The organism is Massilia eburnea (assembly GCF_050709955.1).
In the GTDB taxonomy this organism is placed as follows: Bacteria; Pseudomonadota; Gammaproteobacteria; order Burkholderiales; family Burkholderiaceae_D; genus Rugamonas; species Rugamonas eburnea_A.
The window spans coordinates 1-15,190 of sequence record NZ_JBNZFX010000010.1 but is presented as its reverse complement, the minus strand read 5'-3'; the positions used below and the strand labels follow the sequence as shown (position 1 = coordinate 15,190).

Below are 15,190 nucleotides of genomic sequence, written 5' to 3'. Positions count from 1 at the left end.
TCGGTTAACTATCGGGCAATTGTATCTGTTGTGGTCGAAGCGCGCGCCTGTGAATCGGGGGTAGACCTACACTGAACCAGGGAATTTGCCAGGAGAACCGCCATGTTCAAATCGATCTTGCTGCCCACCGATGGCTCGCAACTTTCGGAACGGGCTACCCGGACTGCGATTGAGTTCGCGAAAATCCACGGCGCGCGCATCACGGCAGTATCCGTGGTCCAGCCCCTGCCCTTCGTGCCGCTTGCCGATGCCGCCGTGCTACCGGATGCGGGCGCATTCGACCGCGAAATGCGGCGCAATGTGCAGGCCGGCCTGGATAAGGTGCTGGCCGCCGCCAGCGCTGCCGGCGTGGAATGCGATGCAGTGCTGGGCGAAGCGATCAGCCCTTATGAAGTAATCGTCAGGACTGCGGAAGAACGCCATTGCGACATCATCTTGATGGCATCCCACGGTCGCACGGGGCTGAACAAACTGTTCCTCGGCAGCGAAACGCAGAAAGTCCTGGCCCATACGCACTTGCCAGTGCTCGTGCTGCGTTAGCGGGCCAGCTTGGGCAGCAGGACCCAGATATTGCCGCGCTGTTTCATGCGGCCGGCAACATCGGCAGCCTCCGAGCCGAAGCCGAAGAACAGGTCGAGGCGGATAGCGCCCTTGATGGCGCCGCCGGTATCCTGTGCCAGCATCAGTCTTTGCAGCGGCATCTCGTCATCACCCGGCAACGTGGTATTCAGGTAGACCGGCGCGCCCAGAGGAAGCTGGCTGCGATCGATCGCGACAGAGCGCTGCGGCGTCAGCGGCACATTCAGCGTGCCTTTCGGGCCGACCTTCGGGTCCGGCAGCTTTTCTTCCTTGAAGAAGACATAGCTTGGATTGGCATTGAACAGTTCCTGCTGGCGCGTCGGGTGGCCATCGATCCAGGCTTTGATACCTTGCGCAGTGGCCTGCTCAACGGTCAGCTCCCCTTTCTGCACCAGCCATTTGCCGATCGACTGGTACTGGCGGCCGTTCTGGTCGGCGTAGGCGACGCGTATGGTGTCGCCGTCTGGCAGCTGCACCCGGCCGGAGCCCTGCACTTCCAGGAAGAAGGCCTCGACCGCATCGTCCACCCACAACAGCTCATTGCCCGGCAGGCCGGCACGGCTGATTTCCTCGCGCGCAGGATACGGCACGACGCGCTTGCCTTTCAGGCGACCGCGCACCCGCTTGCCCGCCAGTTCGGGATAGACCGAGCCGACATCGATGATGACCATATCGTCCGGCACCTTGTACAACGGTGTCTGGTAAGGGCCACCCTTCTTGCGGGCGCCGCGCAGCAGCGGCTCGTAGTACCCGGTAATCAAGCCGTTATTGCCGCCGTCCGGTGCGATCACCTGGTGCGGGTCGAAGAAGGATTCAAAGAACAGGCGAATCGCGGCCTGGCTGCTGGCATCGACCGTTTTGGCGATGGCGCAGGGTTCTTTCCAGTCTGCGCCGCCTGCTAGCTTGGAGCAGGACAGCATGAAGGCCGGCCACGCTGCGCGCAGGTCGTCGCGCTCCCAGCCCGGCAAGTCGGAGAAGCGGGCGGGAACGAATTCGGCTTTGGCGGGAGGCGTCGAGGCGGCCGGCACGGTTGGCTGGGCCGGCGGCTGGACGGGCGTCGCTGGCGCGGTTGGCGCGGTTGGCGTGACTGGCGCGGGCTGCGCCGGTTTGGCAGGAGGCGGTGGTGGAGTAACGCAGCCGGCCAGTACTAACGCGACGGCGGTGACGCAAACGGGTAAACTACGGCGTGTCAAAAACATGAGGTGTTGTCTATGATTTATCTGATGCTTGAAGCGCTGGTGGCGCTCTTCCTTCTGGTGTTTATCGTCTGGTGGACGCTGCCATCCAACAAAAAGAAGAAGGACGGCGACAAGTAACTAGTGCAGGGTTCGCGGCAGCGACAGCACGAACTCCGGGATTTTGGTCTCGAACTGATGGCCATCTTCGGCCACGCAGAAATATTCGCCAAACATGGAGCCCTGCGGCGTGCGCAGTTGCGTGCCGCTGGTGTACTCGAACACTTCGCCTGGCGCCAGCAACGGCTGGTGGCCTACGACACCCAGGCCGCGCACTTCTTCAATATGGTTGTTCGCATCGGTGATCACCCAGTGGCGGGAAATCAGCTGGGCCGGCACCGTGCCGGTGTTCTTGATGGTGATCGTGTACGTAAACACAAAATTGGTGCGGTCCGGATTGGACTGTTCCGGCAGGTACTGGGTGCGTACCTCGACCGCAAACTCATACTGGGCCATAAGGGTTTCCTTCATAACAATTGGGCAATTCTAGTCCAAGCAATCGGACAGCGTCCGCACAGCAGCGTAAAATAACGCATCTTTTTTCACCGCCGACCAGCCATGACCACTTTCCGTATCGCTCCGAGCATCCTGTCCGCCGACTTCGCCCGCCTGGGTGAAGAGGTCCGCAACGTAGTTGCCGCCGGCGCCGACATTATCCACTTCGACGTGATGGACAACCACTACGTGCCGAACCTGACTATCGGCCCGCTGGTGTGCCAGGCGATCCGCCCGCACGTGCAGGTGCCGATCGACGTGCACCTGATGGTCAAACCGGTCGACCGCATCATCCCCGATTTCGCCAAAGCGGGCGCCAACATCATCACCTTCCACCCAGAAGCCTCGGACCACATCGACCGTTCGCTGCAACTGATCCGCGACAACGGCTGCAAGGCCGGCCTGGTGTTCAACCCTGCCACCCCACTGAGCTACCTGGACCACGTGATGGACAAGATCGACATGATCCTGATCATGTCGGTGAACCCGGGCTTCGGCGGCCAGTCCTTCATCCCGCAAGCGCTCAAGAAAATCGCCGAAGCACGCCGCCGCATCGATGAATCCGGCCGCGACATCATGCTGGAAGTCGATGGCGGCATCAAGATCGACAACATCAAGGCCGCGGCCGAAGCAGGCGCCGACACCTTCGTAGCCGGTTCCGCGATCTTCGGCCAGCCTGACTACAAGGCCGTGATCGACGCAATGCGCGGCCAGCTGGCTTCGCTGTAATCGCATGGCGGCGGTCCTGCGCGGCGTGAGGGCCGCCATCATTGACCTCGACGGCACCATGCTCGACACGATGCCGGACTTCGAAGTGGCCATCAACCTGATGCGCGAAGAACTGGGCCTGGCGCCGATTACCGCGGCGCAGATCGAACTGATGGTCGGCAAAGGCTCCGAAAACCTGGTGCGGCGCGTGCTTGCGCTGGACCATGACGAAGACGGCGTGGAACGCCTGTTCGCGCAGGCGATGGAAGCCTACCAGCGCCATTACCTGGTCATCAACGGCCGCCACAGCGAGGTGTATGCCGACGTGGTGGCGGGACTGCAGGCCATGCAGGCCCACGGCCTGCGCCTGGCCTGCGTGACCAACAAGCCGGTGGCCTTCGCCAAACCGCTGCTTGCGCTGAAAGGCCTGGACCGCTATTTCGAAGTGCTGTTCGGCGGCGATTCCTTCGAAAAGAAGAAACCCCACCCCTTGCCATTGCTGAGAGCCTGCGAATTCTTCGGCCTGCCGCCGGCGCAGGTGGTGGCAATTGGCGACTCTTCAAACGATGCGGAAGCGGCCCGCGCGGCAGGCTGCCCTGTGCTTACAGTGCCATATGGTTATAACCACGGAGTGGGTATACATGAAACAGATTCCGATGGTATAGTTGACACGCTTCTTCATGCAGCTGAACTGATTTCACGCGCAAACTAAACGATGTTTCTCAACAAAAGACACAATGTAACCCACCGGGGCTCGATTGAGGCCTGGCTGTGGCGACGCTGGCAATCCTGACAGTAGTCTTGATTGCTGCTGGCGCATATCATGCTCCGGCAGGTTTTTTGTAACCTACCGCCCCCACCCTATCCTGCGGCGGAATGGAGAGACACATGACCGAACTCGAATTCAAATCCCTGGCCGCGGAAGGCTATACCCGTATTCCTTTGATCGCGGAAGCTTTCGCCGACCTCGAAACCCCGCTCACGCTCTACCTCAAGCTGGCCCAGACCCAGAACTACGGCAAGAACACCTTCCTGCTGGAGTCGGTGGTGGGCGGCGAGCGTTTCGGCCGCTACTCTTTCATCGGGCTGCCGGCCAACACCATCTTGCGCAGCACCGGCAAGCTGACCGAGATCGTCAAGAACGGCCAGGTGATCGAGACCCATGAAGGCAATCCCCTCGAATTCATCGAGCAATACCAGGCGCGCTTCAAAGTAGCCCTGCGTCCCGGCATGCCGCGTTTCTGCGGCGGCCTGGCCGGCTATTTCGGCTACGACACCGTTCGCCATATTGAAAAGACCCTGGCCAAGACCAAGCCGAAGGATGACCTGGGCCTGCCTGAAATCCAGTTGATGGTGACCGAAGAACTGGCCGTCATCGACAACCTGTCCGGCAAGTTGTACCTGATCGTCTACGCCGATCCGCAGCAGCCGGAAGCCTACTCCAAAGCACGCCAGCGCCTGAAAGACCTGCGCGCCCTGCTGCGCCGCGGCGTCGATGCGCCGGTGACCACGCCTTCGGTACGTACCGAAACCATCCGCGACTTCGCCAAAGAGGACTACCTGAAGGCGGTCGCCAAAGCCCACGAATACATCCTGGCCGGTGACCTGATGCAGGTGCAGATTGGCCAGCGTATCCGCAAGCCATATGTGGATTCGCCCCTCACGCTGTACCGCTCGCTGCGTTCGCTGAACCCTTCGCCGTACATGTACTTCTACAATTTCGGCGATATGCAGATCGTCGGTGCGTCGCCGGAAATCCTGGTGCGCAACGAGACCCTGCCGGACGGCGAAAAGAAAGTCACGCTGCGCCCGATCGCCGGCACCCGCCCGCGCGGCAATACGCCGGAACGCGACGCGGCATTGGCCGAAGAACTGCTGAACGATCCGAAGGAAGTCGCCGAACATGTGATGCTGATCGACCTGGCGCGCAATGACCTGGGCCGCATCTCCGAGATCGGCAGCGTGAAGCTGACCGACAAGATGGTGATCGAGAAGTACTCGCACGTTCAGCACATCGTCTCCAACGTGGAGGGCAAGCTGAAGAAAGGCATGTCCAACCTGGACGTGCTGCGCGCGACCTTCCCTGCCGGCACCCTGACCGGTGCACCGAAAGTGCGTGCGATGGAAATCATCGACGAGCTGGAAATCTGCAAGCGCGGCATTTATGGCGGCGCCTGCGGCTACCTGTCCTTCGGCGGCGAAATGGACGTGGCGATCGCGATCCGCACCGGCGTGATCAAGGACGGCATGCTGTACGTCCAGGCCGCCGCCGGCATCGTCGCCGATTCGATACCGGAAATGGAATGGCAGGAAACTGAAAACAAGGCGCGCGCCGTACTGCGCGCGGCCGAGCAAGTGCAAGATGGCCTGGATGGGGAGTTCTGAAATGCTGCTGATGATCGACAACTACGACTCCTTCACCTACAACATCGTGCAGTATTTCGGTGAACTGGGTGAAGACGTGCGGGTGCACCGCAACGACGAAATCACCATCGCCGAAATCGAAGCGTTGAATCCTGACCGCATCTGCATTTCGCCGGGTCCGAAAGACCCGTCGCAGGCGGGCATCTCGCTGGAAGTGCTGAAGCACTTCGCGGGCAAGAAACCTATCCTGGGCGTCTGCCTGGGACACCAGGCCATCGGCGAAGCCTTTGGCGGCAAAGTTATCCGAGCCAAGCAAGTCATGCATGGCAAAACTTCTCTTATCGCGCATACGGGTGTGGGCGTGTTCCAGGGCTTATCCAGCCCGTTCACGGTAATCCGCTACCACTCTTTGGCAATCGAGCGATCCTCGCTGCCTTCCTGCCTGGAAGTGACAGCATGGACCGACGACGGCGAAATCATGGGCGTGCGGCACAAGGAGTACGACATCGAGGGTTTGCAGTTCCACCCTGAGTCCATCCTGTCCGAGCACGGCCACGCCTTGCTGAAGAATTTCCTCGACCGCAAATAAGAGAAGGAAGCATCATGCCAATTACGCATCAAGAAGCGCTGGTTCGCTGCATCGAGCACCGTGAGATTTTCCACGACGAGATGCTGCACCTGTTCCGCCAGATCATGTCCGGCGAAATGTCGCCTGTAATGATGGCGGCCCTGACCATGGGCCTGCGCGTGAAAAAGGAAACCATCGGCGAGATCACCGCTGCGGCGCAAGTCATGCGCGAGTTCTCGACCAAGGTGCCGATGGCCGATACCTCCAACCTGGTGGATATCGTCGGTACCGGCGGCGACGGCGCCCACACTTTCAATATTTCCTCCGCCTCGATGTTTGTCGCCGCTGCCGCAGGTGCGCGCGTGGCCAAGCATGGCGGGCGTTCCGTGTCGTCCTCTTCCGGCAGCGCGGACCTGATCGAATCGCTGGGCGCCAATATCAACCTGAAACCGGAGCAGATCGCGCAGTCGATCGCGCAAACCGGGATCGGCTTCATGTTCGCCCCGAACCACCACGCTGCGATGAAGCACGTGGCGCCGGTGCGCCGCGAGTTGGGCGTGCGCTCGATCTTCAACATCCTCGGTCCGCTGACCAATCCCGCCGGCGCGCCGAACATCCTGATGGGCGTGTTCCACCCGGACCTGGTGGGTATCCAGTTGCGTGTGCTGCAGCGCCTGGGCGCGCAGCATGCGGTGGTGGTGTATGGCCGCGACAATATGGATGAAGTATCGCTGGGCGCCGGCACTATGGTGGGTGAGCTGGTCAACGGCGAAATCCGTGAATACGAGATCCATCCTGAGGACTTCGGCCTGGCGATGATCGCTTCGCGCAACCTCAAAGTGGCCGATGCGGTGGAATCCAAGGCGCGCGTGATGGAAGCCCTGCGCGGCGAGCCAGGACCCGCGTCGGATATCGTGGCCCTGAATGCCGGCACCGCACTGTATGCGGCGGGCATTGCCTCCTCGATCGAGGATGGACTGGCGCGCGCGCGCGCGGCGGTATCTTCCGGCGCGGCAGTGGCCAAGCTGGAACAGTTCGTCCGCGTTACCCAGGAACTCGGCCGGGAGGGCTAGGCGATGTTCGGCATCCATGACCTGACACTGTTCGTCATCTCCGGTCTGCTGCTGAACATCATGCCGGGGGCCGGACTCATTGCTGATCATGGCGCGCAGCGCTACCCAGGGCTGGCGCGCGGGATGCGCGGCGGCGCTGGGGATTGGCGCCGGCACCATGGTGCATATTGGCGCGGCGGCACTGGGCCTATCGGCGGTACTGGCAACTTCCGCCACCGCTTTTACCGTGGTGAAGTGGGTGGGCGCAGCGTATATCGTCTGGTGCGGCATCGGCATGCTGCGTGCGCGGCTTAAGGGCGGCACGCCCGAGGCGCCAGCGAGCGCTCCGGCGCCTCAGCCCTATCGGCGCACTTTCGCCCAGGGTTTCCTGACCAATGTGCTGAACCCGAAAGTCGCACTGTTCTTCCTGGCGTTCGTGCCGCAGTTCATCGATGCCGATGCGGCCAACAAGCCACTGGCCTTCCTGATCCTTGGCTGCATCTTCAATTTCAACGGCATGCTGTGGTGTAACGGCCTTGCCATCTTCACTGCCTTCGCGAGTGCCAAGCTGAAGGTCAAACCGCTGGTGGCGCTGTGGCTGAACCGCGTGACCGGAAGCCTGTTCATCGCGCTCGGCGCACGCCTGGCCCTGGCCGAACAACACTGAGCATCGCAGATAAATTCATCATGTCCGATATCCTGAACAAAATCCTGGCCGTCAAGGCCGACGAAGTAGCCGCTGCCAAGAAACACCGCAGCCTGCAATCCCTGCGCGACGAGGTGGAGGGCGACAACGACCTGCGCGCCGGCCTGCGCGGTTTCGAAGCCAGCCTGCGCCAGAAGATCGACGCCGGCCAGGCCGGGGTGATCGCCGAAGTGAAGAAAGCCTCGCCTTCGAAAGGCGTGCTGCGTGCCGACTTCCGCCCAGCCGAAATCGCCGAGAGCTACGCCCAGGCCGGCGCCGCCTGCCTGTCGGTACTGACCGACGTGAACTTTTTCCAGGGTTCCAACGACTACCTGCAGCAGGCCCGCGCCGCCTGCGACATTCCCGTGCTGCGCAAGGACTTCATGGTCGACATGTACCAGATCTACCAGGCCCGCGCGATGGGCGCCGACTGCATCCTGCTGATCGTGTCGGCGCTGGACCACGGCCTGATGGCGGAAATGGAAGCCTGCGCCCATGAACTGGGCATGGACGTGCTGATCGAATCGCACGACGGCGACGAGCTGAGCGCCGCGCTGAACCTGAAGAGCCGCCTGATCGGCATCAACAACCGCAACCTGCGCACCTTCGACGTCACGCTGGACACCACGCTCGACCTGCTGTCGCGCATCCCGCAAGAGCGCATGGTGATCACCGAGTCCGGCATCATGACGCCAGCCGACGTGCAGCGCATGCGCGAACGCGACGTTCACGCCTTCCTGGTCGGCGAGGCATTCATGCGCGCGCCCGACCCGGGGGCCGAGCTGCGCAAGCTGTTCAATTAAAGCCGCAACGCTCCGATTTCATGGCGCCGGCGCGGCGCCATTCGGTAAACAAGCTCTTTCCTTGCGGTTCGAACATGGTGATGGACTGGCCATCGAGACTGAGCTTGAAGGTCTCGATATGTTCGGCCTTCATCCATGGTTTGTCAGCCAGCGGCACTTGCCAGACGAAGTTGCGGTTGCGCACCGACCATTCACCCTGCTCTTCTTTTACCTTGTCTTCCTGGCCCTTCAACGGCAGCACAAAGTAATTGCCGTCATCGCGCATCACCACCCTGCCGTTCGGGCCAAGCTTGCTCGACTCCCAGATGCCGACAATGGCGCAAGGCTGCGGATGTTTACCGAGCATCGCGTCAACATATTTTTCCGCGGTCTGCTTCCCAAGGCCCACCATGCCAGCCACGCCCAGCACCGCGACCAGGCCCATCAGGGTCGACGGCAGGGTGGCGGTGCTGCCGCCGCGCAAACGGACCATGTCGTCGTACGAAGCGCCAAACCAGCCGGCGCCAATTTCGTTTTCGCGCAGCGCCACTTTGCCGCGCCGGATCAGGAGGATCAGCACCAGGATATTGGCCAGCGGGATGATGATGAGGACCATTGCCAGGATCCGCATCACGATATTCGAGCCCGCGCCTTTGGACAGGCGGTAGACGGCGAGCATCGCCAAAATGGTGACGCCCAGCGCCAGGCAGGACTTTGGCCAGCCGGCCAGGCTGCGAATGAAGTAAGCCGCGACCAGGTATAACACGGTCGCATAAATCGTCAGGCGCAAGCCATCGGCCAGCATGAACAAGCGCGGATCGGCGCCGGAATCGGCCACCGCATAGTGTTCCGGCTCGGGCTCGCGGCGCGACAGCGGCGGCATGGCGGATTTTGCTTCCGCCGCTTCCAGCGACAGGCCAGCGGCAGCCGGCGCTTGCTTGACCGGGGCCGGCCGTGCCGGCGGTGGGCTCGGTGGCGGTGGAGCAGCTACTTCGCGGCCGGACTCCAGCAGCAGCGTCGCGTGGCAGCCGGCCCGCTCCTTCAGCGCATCGATATAGAACTGGGCCTGGGCGCGCAACACGCCTTTCTTGACGACGGTCCGGCGCCCGCCCGACAACAGCCGCAGCATTTCCGTGATCGGCTTGCTCATCACGGCCGCCAGGCGGCGGGCCGCATCGCCCAACTCCACGCCTGGCGCGGGGCCTTCCAGCACAACCTGGTAGATCGCCGGGCGGTGCACTGCGCCAGAATGGTTATCCACCACGGTCAGGCCAAGTTCGCTTGCCAGATGGAGCACGTGCGGCAGGACTTCGTTGCGGCGATAGGTCACCGTCAGGCGGCCCGCATCACCGGCGAAATGGCCGTCCGACCAGGGGGTATCCGGAAACAGGGCTGCCAGCGCGTCGTAAAAACGCGTCAACACGGCAGAAGGCGGCTGGTCGCCGGCCTCCTGCCGCAGTTGGTTCATGAAGGGGAAAACGTCGAGATCGGACTCGGGAGCGGCCACGGAGGCCAGTTGTAGCTGATGGTTCATTCCGTGATTTTAATTGAAAACCATGCATAGAATTAAACTTCCATTGCACGATTACAACGAAAATCACATCGGCAGCAACCCCTGGCTGAGGGCGTAGCCGCCAGCCGCCCCGAGCACCAGCAAGACCAGCAGGAATTTGGTCGACGGCAGCATCCCCTCCAGGCCACCCAGTTCGCGCACCTCGTCGGCGTCCAGCAAGGAGTTGCGGGTCGTCAGGCCGTGCGCTTTCAAGGCGCCCGCGGCACGGAAGTAAGTCCACACTACCAGCACGGCACCCAATCCCGGAACCAGTGCCAGCAAAGCAAACATCAGGGTACGCAGCAGGCCGGAATCCATGGCCTGGCCAAAACGGACCACCGCGATTGCGCCCAGCACCTGCATCGCCAATGCGATCGACGTCAGGTACGGCGATTTGACGCGCAGTACCATCACCAGCAGGAGCAATGCAATGCTGACAACAGTCACCGCAGCCGCCGTGCGCTGCGAATCGGCGGCCTTGAACATCCGGTCGTCAGGCTGGATGCCAATGAATTCCGGCTGGTCGAATGTCGTCACCGGCTGTGCTTGCGCCGCGCGCACCGGCGGCGCGCTTGGCGCCTTGGCCGCCGTCTTTGGTGGCGCCATGGCTGGCGCCACCGGCGCGTTCTTGCCGGCGGCTTTGCGCGGTTCGGCCGACACCGAAGCGCGGCAGCTGGCGCGTTCGCGCAAGGCGCTCACATACACCTCGGCCTGCGAGCGGGTCAGGCCCTTCTTGACCAGGGTACGGCGGCGCGAATGCAACAGCAGCACCATTTGCGGGAGCGGCTGGTTCATCAGTTCCGCAAGCTGGGTCGCCGCGACCTCGACTTCCACGCCTTCCAGCGGGCCTTCCAGTACCACCTGGTATGCCTGCGGCCGGTGGACGGCACCGTTTTGCTCGTCCACCACGGTCACGCCAAGGTCGCTGGCGATGCGCAGTACGTGAGGAATCACTTCGTCATGACGGCGCGAAATCGCCACGCTGCCATAGCCGCCCTTGAAATTGTCTGCCAACGGGCCATCCGCCCAAGGACAGCTTGCCAGCGCCTGGTCGCCGGCGGCATAGCTGCTCAGGCAGGGGAACAGCTTCACGATGGCATCGCGAAAACTCTTCAGCTGCTGGGATGGCGCAATACTGATGGTTGCACCGGCAATCTGTTCCAGGAATGGGAGAACTTCCGCATCGTTGGCAGGAACCTCGCGCGCGACGATGTGCAGTAGATAAGTCATAAATTAATCGTAGCCAAACTCGTAATGAGTGATGGTAAATTACCGGCGAGCAAAATAATAGTCCGTGCGGCATGAAAACGACAGCCTTCAACGCGGCGCCAGTCAGGCCGCCAAAGGTGTAGAGGCCGCAAGCTCGGTGCGGTTGCGGCCATTTTCCTTGGCGCGGTACAGGGCGGCGTCGGCGCGTGATAGCAAGCTGTCAAGAGACTCGCCTGTTGTTTCCTGGCACGCAATACCGATGCTGATCGTGCAATACGGCAGTCCAGGCTGTTGGCATTCGTGCAAAAGCGACTGGATGCGCAGCGCCAGTTGCTGCGCATGCGGCAGTGCGGTCTCCGGCAAGCAGCACCACAAACTCCTCACCGCCGAAGCGCGCCACGAAATCGCATTGGCGCACCGAGCGCATCACCACCGCTGCGACGTGCACCAGCACCTTGTCACCCCTGCGCATGGCCGTGCTGGTCGTTGATGGCCTTGAACAAGTCAAGGTCGAGCGCCATCAGCGACAGCGGCGCAGCGTGGCGCTGCCGGCGCGCGCGCACCGCGCTGAAACACTGCAGGAAGCCGCGCCGGTTCAACACGCCGGTCAGCGGATCGTGCGTGGAGCGCTGCTCCAGGATTTTCTGCAGCTTGCGCGTGGCCAGCATCAGGAAGGCTACCGTCAGCAGCAAGGCCATGAAGTTGGCCAGCGCCAGGTAGACATTGACCAGGGGGCTGCGCTGCATCAGGTCCGCCACCTCGCCGCTGATGAATATGGCGGCCACACCGCGCGTCAGCACATTCAGCACCTGCAGCGCCAGCAGGATGCCGAACAACCAGCTGGTGAAGTGCGGCGTGCGATGGCGCCAGGCCAGGCGCAGTTGATCGATATAGAACACCGCGACCAGGAAACTGAACGCCGTGGCGCGACGCGGGAAGTTGGGCTCGGCCAGCAGCCACCCACAGGATGGCCGCCAGCTCCAGCAGCCACACGGCGTGGAAAATCGGCCATCCCGGCGGCTCGCCGAAAAAGCGCCGCGTTCCTACCATCGACAGGCCGATGCCCCCACATCAGGCAGGTATTGGCCGCGGGCAGCACCCACTCGTCAGGCAGCAAGCCGCGCGACAGGAACAGCCCACCTGCGCCAACCATGCAAAGCAGGCCGCCAGCCCAATGTCCGACGCCTGCCACTTCGCGCCGGAAGCTCACGTGCATCGAATACATGGCTACTGCCAGCACCGCGCAGGTCAGCGTGGTGGTGAACAGGATGGTGAACGGATCCAGCGCGAATTTCACGGCTACGTCATGCGGTCGGCCGGCGCAGGCTGGTTTTCTGCTGTTCCACCGCGAGGGTGATGGGCCGGCACGCGGTCGCCTTGCAGCACCACGTCGAAGCTCAGCAACTCGTCGCGGCGGAAGGCGTGCACCTGCACGGTTTCTCCAACCTTGTAGCGTGACAGCAGGCCATCCACATTGGGCGGGCTGCCGCTGACACGCAGGCCATCGATTGCCACCAGCAGGTCATTGGCCGACAGGCCGGCTTTCTGTGCGGCGCCGCCGTCATGCACGGCACTCAGCTTGCAGTCGGCGCCATCGCGGCCGATATTCACATCCAGGCTAGGCTTGGACGCCTTGCGTTCGTCCTTGTAAGCGACGCCGAACTGCGGCAGCAGCTTGGCCAGCGGCACGTCGTCGGTGCCGCGGATGTACTTGTCGAAGAAGGACTTCAGCTTGAAGCCGGCCACGTTGTCGAACAGCGCTTCCACTTCTTCCGGCGTCACGCCGCGCGCTTTTGCCATTGTAGAAGTCGCGGCCGAATTTCTGCCACAGCGCGCGCATGATGTCGTCCAGCGAGCGCTTGCCATCGGTCTTGGCGCGAATGGTCAGGTCCAGGCCCCAGGCCGATCAGCGAGCCCTTGGCGTAGTAGCTGACGATGGCGTTCGGCGAGTTCTCGTCCTGGCGGTAGTACTTGCCCCAGGCGTCGAAGCTGGAATCGGCCACGCTTTGCTTGGTGCGGCCGCTGCCGCGCAGCACGGCGCCGACGGTCTTGCCCAGCATCTTGAAGTAGCCCTCTTCCGACAACAGGCCGGCGCGCACCAGCATCAGGTCGTCGTAGTAGCTGGTAAAGCCTTCGAACAACCAGAGCAGCGGGGGTGTAGTTCTCCACCTGGTAATCGTATGGCGCAAACACCGCGGGCTTGATGCGCTTGACGTTCCAGGTGTGGAAGTACTCGTGGCTGCACAGGCCGAGGAACTTCATATAGCCCTCGCTCGGCTCCTTGCCTTTCTGCGCGGTGGTCGGCAAGTCGGCGCGCGAGCAGAACAGGGCCGTGGAGGCGCGGTGTTCCAGGCCGCCGTAACCGTCACCCACCACCATCGTCATGAAGACGTAGCGCTCCATCGGGGCTTTTTTCGTGCGCGGCTCGAAGAAGGCGATTTGCGTTTCGCAAATCTGCTTCAGGTCGGCGCAGACGCGGGCGATGTCGAGGTTGGGCACGCGGCCGGTGAACACGACGTCGTGCTGCACGCCCAGCGCCTTGAAGCTGGCCATTTCAAACAACCCCATTTCGACCGGGCTATCGATCAATTCGTCGTAATCCTGCGCGATGTAGGTGCCGAAGCCGTAGCGCGCTTGGCCTTCAGCTCCTTCAGTGCGGTGGCGACACGCCATTTGGCCGCTGCCTCGTGGCCTGGACGCTGGATATCGACGATATGCTGCTCATGTTCCTGGCCGACGGCGCGCAGGAAGACGCTGGTGCCGTTGAAGAAGCCGTGGGTCTGGTCGAGGTGGGCGGCGCGCACCGACAGGTCCCAGGCATAGACTTCGTAATGCACGGTGAGCTTGCCCTTGCAGGGAGCTGCTTGCCAGGAGTGCTTGTCGAGCTTGGTCAATTCAAGCGCCTGGCCGCTCGCCTCGGCGCGGATCTGCACGATGTTGCGCGAGAATTCGCGGATCATGTAGCTGCCCGGGATCCAGGCCGGCAACACCAGCAACCTGGCCTTCCGGTGCGGGGGCTTCAATGGTCATCGCGACCTGGAACATATGGGTTGCCGGATCTTTGGCGGCGATGGTGTAGCTGATTTTTTTGTTTTTCATTGGATGTCGGACGGCGTGTCGATATCCTGCAGGATGCCGGGATCGTCCACCGTCAGTTCGTTAACCGGGTTGTTCTTCAAAATGCTGCGGGCGCCCTGGTCTCCGGCCAGCGCCAGCAGGGCTTGCAGGTGGGTGCGGCCGAAGGCGACCGGGTTGCCGCGCTGGCCTTGGTTGTACCGGCGCCGCGATCTGCGCGGCGCCCCGCGCCGCCGCCGGCCTGCCCGACCACCTGCGCCAGCGCAGTCATGGTGGATGGCCGCACATAAGGCATGTCGGCCAGCGCGATCAGCCAGCCGTTGGCATCGCGCGCGTGCTGGACGCCGCACACCAGCGAAGCAGCCATGCCGTCGCCTGCGTTGGCGCAAGCGACAACTTCGCAGCCAAGGCCGCGTAACAGGTCTGCCATGGCCACGTCTTGCGGGCGCACCACCGCGACTACGCGCGCCACCGCCGCCAGCAAGGCGCGCGCGCTGGCAACCACAACAGGCTCGCCGCTGGGGCAGCGCCTGCAGCAGCTTATAGCGCTCGCCCGTCGGGTCGAAACGGCTGCCTCGGCCCGCCGCCAGCAGGATGCCGGTGAGCGCGCCGCCCTCAACGGCGCCTGCGCCTGCAACTTCGGTAGGCGCATGGGCGGCGGTGAGGATGGCCACGCGGGATGCCTGCCTTAGGCCTTGGCCAGGTCGAACGGCAGCTTGCGCACCCGCTTGCCGGTCAGCTTGAACACCGCGTTGGCCAGGGCCGGCGCCAACGGCGGCAAGCCCGGCTCGCCCATGCCGGTCGGGTTGTCGGTCGATGCCACGGTAAATACTTCCACCACCGGCATATCCGTCATGCGCGCTACCGTGTAGTCATTGAAGTTGGT

Annotated in this window: 15 protein-coding genes and 3 pseudogenes; 9 read left to right on the top strand and 9 right to left on the bottom strand. The window is 62.7% G+C overall.

Features of this window, described 5'->3' with window-relative positions; genetic code table 11:
- Positions 1 to 102: 102 nt before the first annotated feature.
- Positions 103 to 540 (top strand): universal stress protein, encoded by a 438-nt coding sequence (locus tag ACQ4MM_RS07485; protein WP_431476793.1) that lies wholly within the window; start codon positions 103 to 105, stop codon positions 538 to 540.
- Here ACQ4MM_RS07485 and mltA read toward each other — a convergent pair.
- Positions 537 to 1,778 (bottom strand): murein transglycosylase A, encoded by a 1,242-nt coding sequence (gene mltA, locus ACQ4MM_RS07480; RefSeq protein ID WP_431476792.1) that lies wholly within the window; start codon positions 1,776 to 1,778, stop codon positions 537 to 539. The two genes, ACQ4MM_RS07485 and mltA, sit on opposite strands and share 4 nt — an antisense overlap.
- A gap of 117 nt (positions 1,779 to 1,895) precedes the next feature.
- On the bottom strand, positions 1,896 to 2,270 hold the full coding sequence (gene apaG, locus ACQ4MM_RS07475) for a Co2+/Mg2+ efflux protein ApaG (protein WP_090438700.1): 375 nt from the start codon (positions 2,268 to 2,270) through the stop codon (positions 1,896 to 1,898).
- A gap of 102 nt (positions 2,271 to 2,372) precedes the next feature.
- On the opposite strand from apaG, the gene rpe reads away from it, so the two are divergent.
- From rpe to trpC, 7 genes and pseudogenes are all read left to right on the top strand, one after another.
- Positions 2,373 to 3,038 carry a ribulose-phosphate 3-epimerase gene (rpe, locus tag ACQ4MM_RS07470; protein ID WP_431476791.1) on the top strand — a complete coding sequence of 222 codons (666 nt, stop codon included), beginning with the start codon at positions 2,373 to 2,375 and terminating at the stop codon, positions 3,036 to 3,038.
- A gap of 4 nt (positions 3,039 to 3,042) precedes the next feature.
- Positions 3,043 to 3,729 carry a phosphoglycolate phosphatase gene (locus ACQ4MM_RS07465; RefSeq protein WP_431476790.1) on the top strand — a complete coding sequence of 229 codons (687 nt, stop codon included), beginning with the start codon at positions 3,043 to 3,045 and terminating at the stop codon, positions 3,727 to 3,729.
- Between the two features lie 176 nt (positions 3,730 to 3,905).
- Positions 3,906 to 5,402 carry an anthranilate synthase component I gene (gene trpE, locus ACQ4MM_RS07460; RefSeq protein WP_431476789.1) on the top strand — a complete coding sequence of 499 codons (1,497 nt, stop codon included), beginning with the start codon at positions 3,906 to 3,908 and terminating at the stop codon, positions 5,400 to 5,402.
- A 1-nt stretch (position 5,403) separates the two neighbouring features.
- On the top strand, positions 5,404 to 5,970 hold the full coding sequence (locus ACQ4MM_RS07455; RefSeq protein WP_431476788.1) for an anthranilate synthase component II: 567 nt from the start codon (positions 5,404 to 5,406) through the stop codon (positions 5,968 to 5,970).
- Positions 5,971 to 5,984: 14 nt separating this feature from the next.
- Complete coding sequence (gene trpD / locus ACQ4MM_RS07450; protein WP_431476787.1) at positions 5,985 to 7,022, top strand: anthranilate phosphoribosyltransferase; 1,038 nt, start codon at positions 5,985 to 5,987, stop codon at positions 7,020 to 7,022.
- A gap of 3 nt (positions 7,023 to 7,025) precedes the next feature.
- A pseudogene (locus ACQ4MM_RS07445) lies at positions 7,026 to 7,668 on the top strand (LysE family translocator).
- A 20-nt stretch (positions 7,669 to 7,688) separates the two neighbouring features.
- Positions 7,689 to 8,489, top strand: coding sequence for an indole-3-glycerol phosphate synthase TrpC (gene trpC / locus ACQ4MM_RS07440; RefSeq protein ID WP_431476786.1), 801 nt, complete (start codon positions 7,689 to 7,691; stop codon positions 8,487 to 8,489).
- Here trpC and ACQ4MM_RS07435 read toward each other — a convergent pair.
- The 6 genes and pseudogenes from ACQ4MM_RS07435 to ACQ4MM_RS07410 all read right to left on the bottom strand — a co-directional run bounded on the left by ACQ4MM_RS07435 (position 8,482) and on the right by ACQ4MM_RS07410 (position 14,776).
- Positions 8,482 to 10,002, bottom strand: a complete 1,521-nt coding sequence (locus ACQ4MM_RS07435) for a hypothetical protein (RefSeq protein ID WP_431476785.1) — start codon at positions 10,000 to 10,002, stop codon at positions 8,482 to 8,484. The genes trpC and ACQ4MM_RS07435 overlap by 8 nt on opposite strands.
- A gap of 63 nt (positions 10,003 to 10,065) precedes the next feature.
- On the bottom strand, positions 10,066 to 11,250 hold the full coding sequence (locus tag ACQ4MM_RS07430) for a hypothetical protein (protein WP_431476784.1): 1,185 nt from the start codon (positions 11,248 to 11,250) through the stop codon (positions 10,066 to 10,068).
- A gap of 102 nt (positions 11,251 to 11,352) precedes the next feature.
- A pseudogene (locus ACQ4MM_RS07425) lies at positions 11,353 to 11,656 on the bottom strand (GGDEF domain-containing protein).
- A gap of 31 nt (positions 11,657 to 11,687) precedes the next feature.
- On the bottom strand, positions 11,688 to 12,128 hold the full coding sequence (locus ACQ4MM_RS07420) for a GGDEF domain-containing protein (RefSeq protein ID WP_431476783.1): 441 nt from the start codon (positions 12,126 to 12,128) through the stop codon (positions 11,688 to 11,690).
- Positions 12,129 to 12,528: 400 nt separating this feature from the next.
- Positions 12,529 to 14,328: pseudogene (locus tag ACQ4MM_RS07415) on the bottom strand (M61 family metallopeptidase).
- Between the two features lie 76 nt (positions 14,329 to 14,404).
- Positions 14,405 to 14,776 carry an NTP transferase domain-containing protein gene (locus ACQ4MM_RS07410; protein WP_431476812.1) on the bottom strand — a complete coding sequence of 124 codons (372 nt, stop codon included), beginning with the start codon at positions 14,774 to 14,776 and terminating at the stop codon, positions 14,405 to 14,407.
- Between ACQ4MM_RS07410 and ACQ4MM_RS07405 the strand changes: the two genes are divergently transcribed.
- Positions 14,733 to 14,996, top strand: a complete 264-nt coding sequence (locus tag ACQ4MM_RS07405; protein WP_431476814.1) for a hypothetical protein — start codon at positions 14,733 to 14,735, stop codon at positions 14,994 to 14,996. The two genes, ACQ4MM_RS07410 and ACQ4MM_RS07405, sit on opposite strands and share 44 nt — an antisense overlap.
- Here ACQ4MM_RS07405 and ACQ4MM_RS07400 read toward each other — a convergent pair.
- On the bottom strand, positions 14,993 to 15,190 hold a 198-nt coding region (locus ACQ4MM_RS07400; protein WP_431476782.1), incomplete at its 5' end, for a hypothetical protein. The genes ACQ4MM_RS07405 and ACQ4MM_RS07400 overlap by 4 nt on opposite strands.